Source organism: Dysgonomonas sp. 216 (assembly GCF_010501065.1).
Taxonomy (GTDB): Bacteria; Bacteroidota; Bacteroidia; order Bacteroidales; family Dysgonomonadaceae; genus QVMM01.
This window is the reverse complement of the sequence record NZ_QVMM01000003.1, coordinates 1-16,112: the sequence shown is the minus strand read 5'-3', so window position 1 is coordinate 16,112 and position 16,112 is coordinate 1. Positions and strand designations below refer to the sequence as shown.

At 37.0% G+C, this 16,112-nt stretch carries 11 protein-coding genes; 2 read left to right on the top strand and 9 right to left on the bottom strand.

Annotated elements, in window-relative coordinates; all coding sequences use genetic code 11:
- Positions 1 to 22 precede the first annotated feature (22 nt).
- From gyrA to D0T53_RS02480, 5 genes are all read right to left on the bottom strand, one after another.
- Positions 23 to 2,572: a DNA gyrase subunit A gene (gyrA, locus tag D0T53_RS02500; protein WP_163264746.1), complete on the bottom strand. Its 2,550-nt coding sequence runs from the start codon at positions 2,570 to 2,572 to the stop codon at positions 23 to 25.
- A gap of 149 nt (positions 2,573 to 2,721) precedes the next feature.
- A complete protein-coding gene (locus D0T53_RS02495; RefSeq protein WP_163264744.1) occupies positions 2,722 to 4,032 on the bottom strand; it encodes a Na+/H+ antiporter NhaC family protein in 1,311 nt (436 codons plus the stop codon).
- Positions 4,033 to 4,300: 268 nt separating this feature from the next.
- Positions 4,301 to 7,600 (bottom strand): preprotein translocase subunit SecA, encoded by a 3,300-nt coding sequence (secA, locus tag D0T53_RS02490; protein WP_163264742.1) that lies wholly within the window; start codon positions 7,598 to 7,600, stop codon positions 4,301 to 4,303.
- Positions 7,601 to 7,625: 25 nt separating this feature from the next.
- Positions 7,626 to 9,215, bottom strand: a complete 1,590-nt coding sequence (locus D0T53_RS02485) for an alkaline phosphatase family protein (RefSeq protein WP_163264740.1) — start codon at positions 9,213 to 9,215, stop codon at positions 7,626 to 7,628.
- A 21-nt stretch (positions 9,216 to 9,236) separates the two neighbouring features.
- The gene (locus D0T53_RS02480) at positions 9,237 to 10,436 is read right to left on the bottom strand and encodes a DUF4105 domain-containing protein (protein ID WP_163264738.1); all 1,200 of its coding nucleotides are present in this window, start codon (positions 10,434 to 10,436) and stop codon (positions 9,237 to 9,239) included.
- Between the two features lie 148 nt (positions 10,437 to 10,584).
- On the opposite strand from D0T53_RS02480, the gene D0T53_RS02475 reads away from it, so the two are divergent.
- Positions 10,585 to 11,187 (top strand): SagB/ThcOx family dehydrogenase, encoded by a 603-nt coding sequence (locus tag D0T53_RS02475; RefSeq protein WP_163264736.1) that lies wholly within the window; start codon positions 10,585 to 10,587, stop codon positions 11,185 to 11,187.
- Between the two features lie 40 nt (positions 11,188 to 11,227).
- Here the strand turns inward: D0T53_RS02475 and D0T53_RS02470 are convergent, their stop codons facing one another.
- The 3 genes from D0T53_RS02470 to D0T53_RS02460 form a co-directional block, all read right to left on the bottom strand.
- Entirely contained in the window at positions 11,228 to 11,776 is a 549-nt protein-coding gene (locus D0T53_RS02470; RefSeq protein WP_163264734.1) for a threonine/serine exporter family protein, read from the bottom strand.
- Positions 11,777 to 11,789: 13 nt separating this feature from the next.
- Positions 11,790 to 12,572: a threonine/serine exporter ThrE family protein gene (locus D0T53_RS02465; RefSeq protein WP_163264732.1), complete on the bottom strand. Its 783-nt coding sequence runs from the start codon at positions 12,570 to 12,572 to the stop codon at positions 11,790 to 11,792.
- Between the two features lie 150 nt (positions 12,573 to 12,722).
- Entirely contained in the window at positions 12,723 to 13,916 is a 1,194-nt protein-coding gene (locus D0T53_RS02460) for a pyridoxal phosphate-dependent aminotransferase (RefSeq protein ID WP_163264730.1), read from the bottom strand.
- Positions 13,917 to 14,117: 201 nt separating this feature from the next.
- Here D0T53_RS02460 and D0T53_RS02455 point away from each other — a divergent pair, with 201 nt between their 5' ends.
- Positions 14,118 to 15,611: a lipopolysaccharide biosynthesis protein gene (locus D0T53_RS02455; RefSeq protein ID WP_163264728.1), complete on the top strand. Its 1,494-nt coding sequence runs from the start codon at positions 14,118 to 14,120 to the stop codon at positions 15,609 to 15,611.
- 7 nt (positions 15,612 to 15,618) lie between these two features.
- Here D0T53_RS02455 and D0T53_RS02450 read toward each other — a convergent pair whose 3' ends face one another.
- Positions 15,619 to 15,975, bottom strand: coding sequence for a hypothetical protein (locus D0T53_RS02450; RefSeq protein ID WP_163264726.1), 357 nt, complete (start codon positions 15,973 to 15,975; stop codon positions 15,619 to 15,621).
- Between the last annotated feature and the right edge of the window lie 137 nt (positions 15,976 to 16,112).

Below are 16,112 nucleotides of genomic sequence, written 5' to 3'. Positions count from 1 at the left end.
TTATAATTATTTAGTTGTTTATTTAATTTTCGCTATTATTTTCTTCAGTTATATTTTCGTTCTGAATATCTTCCTCTATTATTTCTTCGTCCTTTTCTGATTCGACTTTACAAACAGAAGCTATTTCGTCATTACGTTTTCCCAGATTTATAAGACGTACTCCCTGAGTGGCACGCCCCATTACACGTAGGTCAGCAACTTTTACCCTGATAGTAATACCCGATTTGTTTATTATCATCAAATCATTATCATCGGTTACACTATTTATCGAAACAAGCTTACCCGTTTTATCCGTTACATTCAGGGTTTTAACACCTTTACCACCTCTGCTTGTTATACGATATACCGGTATAATTTCTCCGTTTTCTTCTTCATTCAGATATGTACGCTTTCCGTAACCCATTTCCGAAACCACCATAATAGTTTGTTCCATAGTGTCTTTAGGTACAGTAATCATACCAACAACTTCGTCTGCGCCATCTTCGTCTATTCGCATACCCCGTACACCTGTTGCTGTACGTCCCATTTCGCGAACATCTTTTTCGTGGAAACGAATAGCACGGCCATTACGGTTTGCAATTATTATTTCCTGATCGCCATCAGTCATAAGAACTTCTATAACGCGGTCGTCTTCTCTTATTGTTATGGCATTAACTCCATTTTGACGAGGACGTGAATAGGCTTCAAGGCTTGTTTTTTTAACAACTCCCTGCTTAGTACAGAATATAAGATAATGACTCTTAATATATTCAAGATCGTTAAACCCTCTTACTCTGATAAATGCAGTAACCTTATCGTCCGAATCAATATTCAATATATTCTGGATGGCACGGCCTTTCGAATTACGACTTCCTTCGGGAATATCAAACACCCGTTGCCAGAAACATCTTCCTTTTTGTGTAAACATCAATATATAATTGTGCATTGATGCCGGATAGATATGTTCAACAAAATCTTCGTCTCTGGTTTCGGAGCCTTTAACCCCTACTCCACCTCTGTTTTGAGCTTTAAATTCGCTAAGGGGAGTTCTCTTAATATAGCCCATATGCGAAATGGTAATAATCATTTCGTCATTAGCGTAAAAATCTTCTGGGTTAAGATCTTCTGCTGCATATATTATTTCAGTACGACGTTCATCTCCGTATTTATCTTTTATTTCTATAAGCTCATCTTTAATCACTTGCATACGAAGACCTTCGTCCGATAGAATTGCTTTTAAATGTTCAATAAGCTTTTGTACATCATTGTATTCGCCACGTAATTTGTCTTGTTCCAGACCCGTTAACTGACGAAGTCTCATTTCAACGATGGCCCGTGCCTGAATTTCAGAAAGAGAGAACCTATCGATTAAAGATTGGATAGCCTCTTGCGGCGACTGCGACCCTCTTATTATCGCAATAACTTCGTCAATATTATCCGATGCGATAATTAAACCTTCTAAAATATGTGCACGCTCTTCGGCTTTTTGCAAATCAAATTTCGTACGGCGTACAACCACATCATGACGGTGTTCTACAAAATACGAAATCATGTCCTTCAACACTAACATCTGAGGACGTCCTTTTACAAGTGCAATATTATTTACACTGAAAGAGCTCTGTAAAGCTGTTAGTTTATATAATTTATTGAGAACAACATTGGCGTTTGCATCACGCTTCACGTCAACAACTATACGCATACCTTGACGGTCTGATTCGTCATTAACATTACTGATTCCTTCAATTTTTTTATCTCCAACGAGGTCAGCAATATGCTTAATCATTTCAGCCTTATTAACCTGATAAGGTATTTCTGTTATGATTATTTTTTCGTGATTGCCCGACACTTCTATCTCGGCACGTCCACGCATAATAATCCGTCCGCGTCCTGTTTCAAAAGCATCCCTTACCCCCTGATAACCATATATATATCCACCCGAAGGAAAATCGGGAGCTTTTATATATTGTATTAAACCCTCAGTATCTATTTCCGGATTATCAATATAGGCTATTGTTCCATTTATAACCTCAGTCATATTATGAGGAGGCATGTTTGTAGCCATACCTACAGCAATACCTGCACCGCCGTTTATTAGCAAGTTAGGTACACGTGTTGGTAAAACAGTTGGTTCTTTTAGGGTATCGTCGAAATTGAGTTGGAAATCTACAGTATCTTTCTCTATATCCCTCAACATTTCCTCGGCCAAAGTACTCAACCGGGCCTCAGTATAACGCATAGCAGCCGGAGAGTCTCCGTCCACACTACCCATATTACCTTGTCCGTCTACAAGCATATAACGCATGTTCCACTGCTGAGCCATACGTACCATGGCAAAATATACAGAAGAGTCGCCATGAGGGTGATATTTACCTAATACCTCTCCGACAATTCTCGCCGATTTTTTGTGAGGTTTATTAGACGCATTACCTAACTCACTCATACCAAACAAAATACGCCTATGAACAGGCTTAAATCCATCTCTAACATCTGGAAGAGCTCTTGACACTATTACCGACATAGAATAGTCGATATAAGCCGATTTCATCTCATCCTCAATGTTAATCTTAATAATTCTGTCTTCTTTATCCGTCATTATCTTTTGTAGATAAGTTTCTATATAATACTTTAACTATCAGTTCTGTAATTTTGTTTGCAATAGAAGCAAAAAAACTGTGCTAAGATACTAATTTTATTTGTATTTCTGAAATTAAAAACCTCTAAAATACAGCCTATATAAAGCTTTTAGCTATATTTTTGAGGGAGTCGGAAAAATACTGCTACAATTGAAGCTAATGCCATTAAAAACGGGTAGTACAAATATGGTATTATTTGCATCGGATTTACTCCCGATAAACTTGATGCTATTAGCAATTGTGCTCCATATGGCAATATCCCCTGAACTGCACACGAAAAAGTATCAATAATGCTGGCCATTTTACGTTTGTCAATGCCAAACTGATCGGCAACTTTTCGGGCAATAGGTCCTGTTATTATCAAGGCTACAGTATTATTTGCTGTACAAAAATCGGTAAAACAAACAAGTGCCGCGACTCTAAATTCGGCCTGCCGTTTATTTTTTATATTTTTCGACAGTTTATTTATCAGCCAATCTATACCTCCATTATGGTGAATAACCCCAAACAAACCTCCAGCCAATAATGACACGATTATCAATTCGCCCATATCGGACACTATTCCCGATTGCATCGACGAAGCCCAATCCCATACAGAAAAGCTACCAGCAAGTAAACCTATTACACCCGACAGTGCAATGCCTAAAATAAGTACTGCAATAACATTCATACCAGCCAAAGCTGAAATCAGCACTACACAGTAAGGTATTACCTTTATCCATTCTATATCATTAATCGAGGTCGAATTAGTACCTTTAAACTCCCATCCTATATGTAAATAATAAAAAAGCAGCAAAATTGTTACAGGAAATAAGATGCGTACATTTACTTTAAACTTATCTTTCAGGTTACAACCTTGTGTGCGCGTAGCAACTATAGTTGTATCCGATATAAAAGATAAACTATCGCCAAACATAGCCCCGCCTATTACTACCCCAAGCATAAGAGGTAAACCTAAACCTGTTGTCCCCGATATACCTACAGCAATTGGAGCCAATGCCGCAATAGTACCGCTGGATGTTCCCATCGACATGGATATAAAACATGCTGCAATAAAAACACTTGCTACCACAAGATTTTCGGGCAATAAATAAAGTGTCAGGTTTACAGTAGCATCAACAGCACCCATCGATTTGGCTGTTCCGGCAAATGCTCCTGCCAACACAAATATAAGAACCATCAACATGATTGTGTCATTAGCTGCTCCTTTACAAAATACTCCTACACGTACTGTTATTTTATCGTGGCGGGATAAAAGGATTGCCAAAACCGAAGTTATTAAAAAAGCTACGGATATAGGAAGCGCACTTAAACTACCCGTAAACAACCATGTTAAACCATACAGTACAAAAAAGCACAGCAGAGGCAATAAAGCCACAAAGTTAGGACGATTTGTTGCTAATATTTCTTTTGATTCCATTTATAAAACCTGACAAAGTTGACAAATTTAAAAATTAAATTTCAATGCTATTATACTATTAAGACAGAATAACACCTACTATCTAACACACCTCTAGATACTCAATTTTAAGAAAACCTGACACATCTGACAGCTTATATCTATTTTTCGAATATTATTCCAATCCTCTATCGCCAAGTGTCTTTTCTATAAAGATAAAAACAGAAGAAGGTAAAACTTGATTAACAGCTTACCTTCTCCAATACTATAATTACATAGTAACTAAATATTATTCTTCGTTACGTCCGTGACAGTTTTTGTATTTTTTACCACTTCCGCAGAAACAAGGATCATTACGTCCCGGCTTTTTATCTACACGAACAGGCATAGGTTTTGGTTTTTCCTGCTGTGGCTGTCCCCCTTGCTGTCCTGAATTAGAAATAACATCCGATTTTTCGGTACGATATTTACTGTAATCGGTTTTTGTTTCCGGTGCAGCTTCTTTAACCTGATCGGCCTCGCGAGCCTGTCCCGGTATCTGAGCTCTCATCAAAATAGTAACAGCCTTGCGGTTTACTGTATTTACCATTGCTTTAAACAAATTGAACGATTCGAATTTATAAATCAACAATGGATCTTTTTGCTCGTAACTTGCATTCTGAACCGAATGGCGCAAGTCGTCCATTTCTCTTAGATGCTCTTTCCATTCTTCGTCTATCGTATGAAGCAATATAGATTTTTGGAATCCTTTTATAACAGCTTTAGATTCGGTTTCGTATGCTTCTTTAAGATTACATGAGATGTTGTATACTCGTTTTCCATCGCTTATAGGTATAAGAATATTCTCATATCTGTCGCCTTGTTTTTCAAAAACATCTTTGATTACTGGATTTACAACCTCTGCCAGACGATCCATTCTTTCTTTAAAATATTGGATTGTGCGGTCGTAAACCATGTCGACCAATTTTTCTACCCGAGAAGACTTAAACGTATTTTCATCAAATGGACTTTCAATAGCCAATGTACGTAGAAGTTCTATTTTAAACTCTTCAAAATCGCCCGACTCGGTATATTCATCAACAATAGCAGTAGCAGCATCGTACATCATATTCAATATATCAATACCAATACGCTCGCCCATAAGTGCATGACGACGACGTTTGTAAATTACCTCACGCTGAGAGTTCATTACATCATCATATTCTAATAAGCGTTTACGTATACCGAAGTTATTTTCCTCTACTTTCTTTTGCGCTCTTTCTATCGACCGGCTCAACATCTTATGCTCAAGCATTTCCTGATCGTCGATAAAACGAGCAATACGATCGGCGGCAAATAAACGCATCAGGTTATCTTCAAGAGAAACAAAGAACACCGAAGACCCGGGATCTCCCTGACGACCAGCACGTCCCCGTAACTGACGGTCTACACGGCGCGATTCATGTCTTTCTGTACCTATAATAGCTAAACCTCCGGCAGCTTTAACTTCGGGTGTCAACTTAATGTCGGTACCACGCCCCGCCATATTTGTTGCAATTGTTACCGTTCCCGGATGTCCGGCCTGTGCTACAATTTCTGCCTCTTTTTGATGCAACTTAGCATTCAGCACATTGTGTTTAATTTTCCGGAAGTTAAGCTGACGGCTTAATAATTCCGAAATCTCAACAGAGGTTGTACCAACCAACACCGGCCGACCTTGACTTATAAGATTTTCTATTTCTTGTATAACCGCATCGTATTTACCTTTCTTCGTTTTATAAATACGGTCATTCATATCGTTGCGAGCAATAGCCCTGTTTGTTGGGATTACCACAACATCTAATTTATAGATATCCCAAAGCTCACCTGCTTCTGTTTCCGCAGTTCCTGTCATCCCCGACAGTTTATTATACATCCGGAAATAGTTTTGAAGCGTAATAGATGCAAATGTTTGGGTAGCCGCTTCAACCTTCACTCCTTCTTTAGCCTCAATTGCCTGATGTAATCCGTCAGAATAACGGCGTCCATCCATTATACGGCCTGTTTGTTCGTCCACAATCATAACTTTGTTGTCCATTACAACATACTGATCGTCTTTTTCGAACAAAGCATATGCCTTTAGCAATTGATTTACGGTGTGTAACCTCTCGGATTTTATTGAATAATTCTGAGTAATCTCGTCTTTTTTCTCAGCCTTTTCCTGTAACGGCAATGTTGAATTTTCAAGATCTGCCATTTGAGCACCAATATCGGGCAATACAAAGAATTGAGGGTCGTCAGAATTACCAGTCATCAAATCGATACCTTTATCGGTAAGCTCTATACTATTGTTTTTCTCTTCAATAACAAAGTATAACGGATCGGTTACAATATGCATATTCCGCATTTGCTCTGACATATAATGCTCTTCGGTTTTAAGCATAGCCACTTTAATTCCCGGTTCGCTCAAAAATTTAATTAACGGGCGACTCTTAGGTAAACCTTTAAACGAGCGAAACAACAATAGAAAACCTTCTTCTTGTTCTTTTTTATCACTCGATGCTATTTTTGTTTTGGCGTCAACCAGCAATTTATTACACATATCGCGCTGAGCCTTTACCAAACGTTCTACTCTTGGTTTAAACTCATCGAACATTTGCTCTTCTCCTTTTGGAGTAGGTCCCGATATAATAAGCGGTGTACGGGCGTCGTCAATCAAAACCGAGTCAACCTCATCGACAATAGCATAATTATGTTTGCGTTGCACTAAATCCGATGGACTAACAGCCATATTATCGCGCAAATAATCGAACCCGAATTCGTTATTCGTACCAAAGGTTATATCTGCCAAATAAGCTTTACGGCGAGCATCGGAATTTGGTTGATGTTTATCTATACAGTCAACCGATAGTCCATGAAACATATAAAGAGGTCCCATCCATTCCGAGTCACGTTTCGACAGATAATCGTTCACCGTAACCACATGTACTCCGTTTCCGGCCAAGGCATTAAGAAACACAGGAAGCGTTGCAACCAATGTTTTACCTTCACCCGTTGCCATTTCCGCAATTTTTCCTTTATGCAATACTACACCACCAAACAACTGTACATCGTAATGAACCATATCCCATGTGATTTCATTACCTCCGGCAAGCCAACGATTGTAATATGTAGCTTCATCGCCATCTATTGTAACAAAATCGTGAGTTTCGGCTAACAATCTATCAAAATCGGTAGCAGCAACAACTACTTCTTCATTTTCAGTTAATCGGCGGGCTGTATCTTTTACTATAGCAAAAGCTTCGGGTAAAATTTCTTCAAGAACAACTTCTATCTTATCGGTTATTTCTTTCTCAATTTTATCTATTTCAGCCCAAACTGCTTCTCTTTTATCTATTTCTATGCTCTCTATTCCGGCTCTTAACTCTGCAACTTTAGCTTTTTCTTCCGAAATATAATCCTGAACTTTCTGTTTCAGTTCCGAACTTTTTGCCCGAAGTTCGTCATTCGACAAACCTTGCATTGTTTCGTATGCTTTTTTTATTTTTTCGACATAAGGGGCAATCTCTTTACTGTCCCTATCAGCTTTATTTCCACCAAATAATTTGGCTATAAAATCATTTAATCCCATATATTTTTATTATTTCTTTTCTTTACTAAAAATTTATCTGTAAAAACTCAGGCAGTGCCTGCATACGTGCTGCATTCGGAGAGCGTATACGTAAAACAGAACTCACTGTTGGAGCTATTTCTGTAGCTTTTATAGTACGTTTTATTTTCTCGGCTTTTATATGATGACCGAAAAATATGACAGGAGCAGTTATAGCATTTTGCCTAACTCGTTTTTCCTCCTTGGCAGTAGACGCCAGTTGCTCGTCAACAATCTTATATCCGGGCTGAATTTCAATAAATATATCACCTGACACATCTTTGGTATAGATGTTTTTATAAGGTGTCATATTGTCATTCGCTTTACCGTTCAATAGCTGAGACGAAGTTGCGGCATCCTGTACTCCCGTAAATTCGACAATAAACTCGGCCGCTTTTTCCTGAACTTCTGCCAAATTAAGGTTTTTATCCTTTATTAATTTGCGGTTCAGGTATATCTGGTTATCATATAACTTATCGACCCACTGTCCATCGCCATAAATAGCCATAAGGAACATATTGAGTAAAGCTTCGCACCTATTGGTATAAAAAACACCTCCCGCCATTTTATTATCGGCAGGATAAATTTCTTCAGCATCAAAGTAGCCTGTTGATGTAACAAATATCAGTGTATTTTTAAGACCTACTGTTTTATCAATCTTGTCGAGAAAATCGCCTAAAGTACGATCAAGCTGTGCATAAGCATCCTGTATTTCTAAAGAGTAGTTTTTATCGGCTGCTCCGGGATAGTTTCCCAAATAAAAAGTTAATGCCAAAAAATCAGGATTAGGACGTTTTCCTAAATCAGCCTTTTCAACTAATTTTAAGCTCGATTCGCTTATATGACTGTTAGTTAAGGGCGACTTTTTCAGATACGAAAACGAAGGAAATGTATGCTGAAACGAAGCATTGCTTACCGTATAAGGGAACGCCTTATAATTGCTAACATCCATTATTGGCTTCCATACCAACGACGCTACATCGTTCGAATATGCATTACTTCGATTTTCCTGATCGATAGACCAATGAAAATCTTTATAAAAAGTAGAAGTAGCCCATCGTCCCGAATATTCTTCAAGCCAAAATGCGCAATTAGCCATACGTCCGCCCGAAGCTAAGGCCTGCTCTGCATTGGGGGCAAATGAATATACTTCGGAATAGCCTTGAGATGCAAGTTTTAATTCGTCAACAACAGACGAAACCTTTAACACCAACGGAGACAGTTTTTCTTTAGTATAATTACCTAAATAGGCTTCATCGTCGAACGAAGAAACTTCTCGGTTTTTTGATGGCGAATATTTCTTATCGGTTGTAACTCCGTGATAATTAGGGTTTGTACCTGTGTATATTGTTGCAATTGCAGATGCACTGGATACATTTGCATAATCGAAAGACATATTTTGATAAACAAGTCCTTCGTTCAATAACCGTTTAAATCCTTTATCTGTAAATGTGTGCTGAAATAGGTCAAGATAATCACCTCGCAACTGATCGATAGTTATACCGATAACCAATTTAGGGGTCTCTTTTAAAGTTGTCTGCGATTGTATCGAAGCAACTGTTAATACAGCGACAAGTGATGTTATTATTCTCAGCATTATCTAAATATCAAACTACGTTTATAATTTCCATCTTTGGTATTGTACAAAATTCGTACCAGAACGTAACCATAGGCTAAGAATATATGGTACAAAGGCTAATTCCAAAGATTGAGGGATAAACCACCAACCCAACAAAAACAAGCTTAGGAGCGCAAAGTTAATAAAATGATAATAACTTATATACTTCGATAATTTTTTTACAAAAAATAATGGAGCTAATAGCAACTGCATAGGGTTTAGCCATATTATATTCCAATTAGGATAAGTAGCCGGATGTTCCGAAAAAAACATTAAAAAGAATATTATACATCCTGCTACTCCCGCAACCCCAAACAGTAAAACATCGAATATCCGACCTATGGGCGAGGGCTTTTCTTTGCAACATACACACATTAGAAGTAAAAGGCATGCAGCAAATACAAAGCATCCGGTTATAAACGGATAGTCAGGTGTTCTGAAACTATCGCCCGATTCATTAAATCGGCTTACAAAATGCTGGTCCTCAACAAGAGGGCGTTCATATCCTTCATCATCAATAATCACGGCATTTTCGTATGACTTTTTCAAGAATAAAGGAAGAAACATTTTTTCATCTTCTGTAGCTATCCTGTCGGCACCATTTCCTATAATCAAATCAATACCAAACCTAGTCCACGGATGCATTATCAAATGAGTATACAATAAATCTCTAAAAGTCATATCATCGCCCGTCGATCCATATTGCACTGTTCCCAATAGGTTATTCTCTATAATATCGCGTGGCCGGGTTGAACAATTATCGAAAAAGAAATTGTAACGATACACTCGATTTTCGGGAAGTGCATTTATGCACAACGCATCCCAAACAGCTTGCTTTTCGGGATGTGTGAGGTTTAACGCCTGTTCGAAAGTTGATACTTCTCGATTATTATATTCTCCAATATAGTAACTATACTTAATGGGCACAACCATGTAGTCGGTTTCTCCCTTAACAAACCTATATAAAAAATCAGAACTATCGAAGTCGAATATACCATAATTAAAGGCGACATCTATGCCATTAACCTCATCTTGCACTCTTAAGGCTGTATGTCCAAACAATGCATAAACCTGCTTATCCCAAGGATAATTGGTTAGCAAACTTATTTTTGCCGAATCGGACAATTGTATCTGCTGCGAAAAAGTGTTAACGGAAATAAACAATAAAGAAAATAGTATATACAGCTTTTTTAATTTCATCACACACATAAGTATTTCATAAGGCTACAAAAATAGCTATATAAAAACTAAAAAAATAAAATATAAGGGAGTAACTTTTTCAAAATACAGTTTATTAGAGATTAATTCGTAATTTTAACCACTAGAAAATCATTAAAAATCATCAGATATGAAAAAGTTTGCATTTGCCGCCTTTTTAGTGTGTTTTAGTGTTTCGCTTTTTGCACAGGATATTAAACTGCCTACGCCTATAAAAACCGGAGGAGCCCCCCTTATGGATGTTCTGTCGAAAAGAAAAACAGAAAGGGAATATACCGGAGCTGAATTAGATAAACAAACCTTATCGAACTTGCTTTGGGCCGCTTATGGCTTCAATCGTGAAGATAAAAGAACAGTTCCATCTTCTCAAAACAGGCAGGAGATTGACGTTTATGTAGTAATAAAAAATGCTATGTATTTTTACGACGCAAAAACAAATTTATTGAAATTACATAAAAAAGGAGATTTTTCAGAAGCTTTGGGACAACCACACATAACATCTAAGGCTGCATTATCAATTGTTTATGTAGCAAATCTGGACAAAGCCTCGAACCGACAAGCTGCATATACCGATACCGGATATATCAGTCAGAATGTTTATTTATTTGCCGCAGCAAATAAATTAGGCACAGTTGCCAGAGGTTCATTCAACAGGGAGTTGTTGCCCAAAATGATTGGATTGACCGATAAACAAGAAGTTACACTTGTTCAACCTGTTGGCGTTCTTAAGTAAGAAATTATTATTAAAATAGATGTCAAAGGAGCAAGATTCATCAAGAGTCTTGCTCCTCTTCTTTTTTCTTTATAAGATGAAACGATGTTACCTTATTAAATTCTTCGACCAACGAAATTTCTTTAACACTACCTTTCCTGAAAAGCAATGCACCAATACATATGCCTATTGCTAAGGTAAACAACAGCGATACGGTGAGCATAAAATTGTGCAGCATATCTGTAACAATTCCCGGAGAAGACGCTACTGTATCTAAATCTGTAATTTTTATACCGGCCAACATAGTCCGATAAGCAAACATACCCGGAATCATTGTTATACAGGCCGGCATTGTAAACACTACGGGAGGATTATGTACCCTATGTGCAATAAAAATACCAATCAGCCCGATAAATACCGATCCTATAAGAGTGGCTGTTATAAGTCCCATGTCGAGCTGAAGCATTATGAAACGGATAGAATGCCCCATGCCACCTAACAATCCGGCAACTAACAATATCTTTTTGGGCGTACCAAACAAAATACCCCAACAAACAGCAACAATAAATGCGATTATAAAATCACGCAAAACTATAAGCAAAAATTCCATAAACAATACTCTTTTAAAAATTACGGATACCTATAAGCGTTATGCTTAGAGTCATACCTGCGGCTATACACAACAAAAAGAAACCTGCAAAAAGCATTCGGTTCATTGCCGCCGATAAATAACCTTCTATCAAATCTATTACCGAATTTATTAACGGAACACCCGGTATAAGGTAAAGAACAGCGGTGGCCATTGCCGCTTGCGGACTTACACCTATATTGGCAATAGTGCCTATCCCCGTAATCATTGTTGTAACAAAAGCAGCTATGATTACCGAAATCATACCATTAAAATTCATTTTCACTATTTGAAATCTTAACAACGACCCCACAAAAGCTGCCAAAATAGTAACCAACATATTAAACAAGTCGCCCCCCGAAAGCAAACATAGCCCACCACAAGATAGCCCGACAGCAACAGATACAATCCAAGGCTTATAATGAGTTGTGTTTTTTATTTTTTCAAGTTCTTTTTCGGTATCTTCCATACTTAAACCATCTTCGACCACCGACCACGATAGCTTACTCACTTTCGTCAATATTTCGAGATGAACATTATATGGCGGAGCTTCTTTGTACAACGTTACATTATCCGAAGGGTTATTCCGGTTATATACAGAAACCAGTAAACCTTTGAAGGTTGGTTGCATATCTACATTAAAACCCCAAGCATTTGCGATACGCTTTATATTTGAATTTACGCGTCCGCAATGTGCGCCCGATGCTAACAAATATGTACCAATATCTAATATTAAATTGGCAAATCTTACCAATCTTGTGTTTTCTTTATTTTTCATAACGAATAAAAGCTCTGTTTAAAATGGCTTTGCAAAATTAAAAAGTATATATATTTATTTTATCTGATTATACATTTAAACAACAAAAACCATTTCAATGTTGAAATGGTTTGTTATAATAATCGATAGAAAATATAAATATCCCGAATATCACATATTATTGTACGCTTCAAGTGCCTTTTCCAATACAATTAAAGCTTTACCTAAATCTTCCTTATTTAATACATATGCAATACGTACTTCATCTTTACCCAAACCCGGTGTTGTATAAAAACCCGAAGCAGGAGCCATAAATATTGTTTGCCCTTCGTATTCGAAATCGGACAAGCACCACTCGCAGAATTTATCGGCATCATCAACAGGAAGTCTGGCCACCGTATAAAATGCGCCCATAGGTATTGGAGAGTATACTCCCGGTATGCGATTTAAACGGTCTATCAGAAACTTACGACGCTCAACATATTCTTCATATGTATCTCTTAAATAATCAGAATCGGCATCGAGCGATGCTTCGGCTACAATTTGCCCTAACAAGGGAGGGCTCAATCTTGCCTGACAAAACTTCATAAGAGTTTTACGCAGTTCTTTATTTTTAGTTATAAGTGCCCCTATTCTTATACCACATTCGCTGTAACGTTTCGATACAGAATCAATCAATACTACATTATCTTCGATACCAACAAGGTGGCAAGCCGATATGTAAGGCGATCCGGTATAAATAAATTCACGATACACCTCATCGGAGAAAAGATACAAGTCGTATTTTTGTACCAAATGTTTAATCTGGTTCATCTCGGCACGCGAATACAAATATCCTGTAGGATTATTGGGGTTACATATCATTATACCCTTCGTGCGTTCGGTTATTAACTCTTCAAAACGCTCGATAGGAGGTAAAGCAAAACCTTCTTCTATCGAAGACGGTACTGTTTTTATTATTGCGCCCGCCGATATGGCAAAAGCCATATAATTAGCATAGGCAGGTTCGGGAACTATTATCTCGTCTCCCGGATTCAAACACGCCAAAAATGCAAACAGAACAGCTTCGGAACCTCCTGTTGTTATTATTATATCGTCGGCCGATACATTTATATCGAACTTTGCATAATAATTAACTAACTTTTTTCGGTACGATAAAAACCCATCACTGGGACTGTACTCTAAAATATTGCGATCTATGTTACGAACGGCATCCAACGCGACATCGGGAGTTGGCAGGTCGGGCTGTCCTATATTCAAATGATATACTTTTAAGCCTCTTGCCTTTGCCGAGTCTGACAATGGTACAAGTTTTCTGATTGGCGAATTGGGCATTTCATTGCCACGTTCCGAAATGTTTGGCATATTATCTTCTATTTTTCAATATGCAAATGTAAATAAAAATCCGCTATCAAATACTTCTCGACACAAAATATACACTTACTACTGATATTTTGCTATTATAACAAATTCTAATACTTTAACCCAAAACATTGATAAAACAAAAAGCTAAAACATAATGAATTTATTACCTTTGCTCCACTTACATAAAAAACGATTTTCCTGATGGCAAGTGGAATGAAATTATTAGCTAAGGAAACTGCAATATACGGTCTTAGCAGCATTGTCGGTAAATTTCTGAATTGGTGCTTAGTACCAATGTATACACGTATACTTACTACCGCCGAATTTGGAATTACAACTAACATATATGCTTATGTAGCCGTATTAGGCGTTATATTAACATATGGAATGGAAACCGGATTTTTTCGGTTTATAAATAAAGAAGAAGAAAAACCTTCGACTGTATATTCCACAACTTTAGGATCTATTGCTATAACATCTATTATATTTATCGTTTTAAGCTTTATTTTTTTGTCGCCTGTCAGTACGGCGATAGGTTATCAGCACAATAGCGATTTTGTTTTGATAATGGCAATTGTTATAGCTATTGATGCATTTTCGAGTATTCCGTTCGCTTATTTACGTTATAAGAAGAAAGCCAAGACATTTATGATTATCAAAATGTCGAATATATTTTTTACTATATTCCTAAACCTATTCTTTCTTGTAGTATGCCCTCAAATACATAAATCGGCCTATGCTTATACTATCGACTGGTTTTATGATACCGATTACAAGGCCGGATATGTTTTTCTATCTAATATCTTCGGTTCATTTTTCCAACTAGTGTTACTTTCGCCATATTATATAAAGAACATAAAACTAAACATCGACTTTAACTTACTAAAACGGATGTTGAAATACAGCATGCCTTTGTTGCTGTTAGGTTTAGTTGGTATGTTAAACCAGAATATTGATAAAATAATATATCCTTTTCTGTTCGACAACAGAGAAGAGGCTATGTCCGAATTGGGCATATATGGCGCATGTACCCGTATCGCTGTCGTTATGATGATGTTTACACAAGCATTCCGCTTTGCTTACGAACCTTTTGTTTTTGGCAAAAAAAATAAAAACGACCTGCAATCGTATTCCGATGCTATGAAATATTTCGTGATATTCTCGTTGATTATATTTCTCGGAGTAATGTATTATATCGATATCTTAAAGTTCTTTGTGGGAGAAGAATTTTTTGCCGGAATAAGGGTAGTACCTATTGTAATGATATCATACATTGTTTATGGCATATATTTCAATCTTTCTTTTTGGTATAAAATGGCCGACAAGACATACTACGGAGCAATTTTTTCATCAGTGGGATGTATATTAACTTTTGCCATCAATATTATATTTGTGCCACGCTATGGATATATAGCAAGTGCTTGGGCTTCGCTTATATGTAACGTAGTGATGATGTTGTTATCGTATATATTTGAGCAACGTGAATTCCCTATTTATTACGAAAAAAGACGAATTTTGTCATACTTTGTTATAGCTCTTGCTTTGTACCTCATAGGAGCATATGTGCCTATCGAAAATATATTTCTGAGATTATCGTTCCGTACAATTTTATTCTTTATCTTCCTATTCTACATTGTGAAGAAAGATTTACCGCTATCGGAATTGCCTGTAATAGGTAAACATTTTAGAAAGTAGAGTTTAATTATTTGCGAAGATATTTTACAGGCATTACAAACGAAAACACAATCAAAGTTACAAATATAAGAGAGCCTGTTAATAATAAGTTTAAGCCATCAGGGTCACCTTTTAGAAACTTCTTATATTCTGAAAACACAGCTAATAGCATGTAAAAACAGGCCAACCCCATAATTATTGACAAAAGCAGTGCCATTATTTTGTTTTTCCAAATCAGAAGAATCGAGACAAGTCCAACAATACCTACCATAACATAATTTACAAAAGAGGGTGATGACAATAGGTTTTCCAGAAACCAATACGTAGCCATTACTATAATAGAAGCTTCCGGTAAGTAAGATAAAATCTGTTTAACTCTTTTCATATTCATCCCGTTTAAGATTTATATTTAAGAAACGAGATCAAATGGTTATATATTGTATTTATATACTGTCCCGTCCTAATATAGGTTGACAGGATTTATACTAAAATATAATAAGAATCGGTAGTCTTTAGTCTATC

Bases quoted from the DNA above. Each gene is read 5' to 3' on its own strand.
- gyrA (WP_163264746.1), bottom strand. From the start codon at position 2,572: ATGACGGATAAAGAAGACAGAATTATTAAGATTAACATTGAGGATGAG.
- D0T53_RS02470 (WP_163264734.1), bottom strand. From the start codon at position 11,776: ATGGAATTTTTGCTTATAGTTTTGCGTGATTTTATAATCGCATTTATT.
- D0T53_RS02465 (WP_163264732.1), bottom strand. From the start codon at position 12,572: ATGAAAAATAAAGAAAACACAAGATTGGTAAGATTTGCCAATTTAATA.
- D0T53_RS02485 (WP_163264740.1), bottom strand. From the start codon at position 9,215: ATGCTGAGAATAATAACATCACTTGTCGCTGTATTAACAGTTGCTTCG.
- D0T53_RS02480 (WP_163264738.1), bottom strand. From the start codon at position 10,436: ATGAAATTAAAAAAGCTGTATATACTATTTTCTTTATTGTTTATTTCC.
- D0T53_RS02495 (WP_163264744.1), bottom strand. From the start codon at position 4,032: ATGGAATCAAAAGAAATATTAGCAACAAATCGTCCTAACTTTGTGGCT.
- secA (WP_163264742.1), bottom strand. From the start codon at position 7,600: ATGGGATTAAATGATTTTATAGCCAAATTATTTGGTGGAAATAAAGCT.
- D0T53_RS02455 (WP_163264728.1), top strand. From the start codon at position 14,118: ATGGCAAGTGGAATGAAATTATTAGCTAAGGAAACTGCAATATACGGT.
- D0T53_RS02450 (WP_163264726.1), bottom strand. From the start codon at position 15,975: ATGAAAAGAGTTAAACAGATTTTATCTTACTTACCGGAAGCTTCTATT.
- D0T53_RS02475 (WP_163264736.1), top strand. From the start codon at position 10,585: ATGAAAAAGTTTGCATTTGCCGCCTTTTTAGTGTGTTTTAGTGTTTCG.
- D0T53_RS02460 (WP_163264730.1), bottom strand. From the start codon at position 13,916: ATGCCAAACATTTCGGAACGTGGCAATGAAATGCCCAATTCGCCAATC.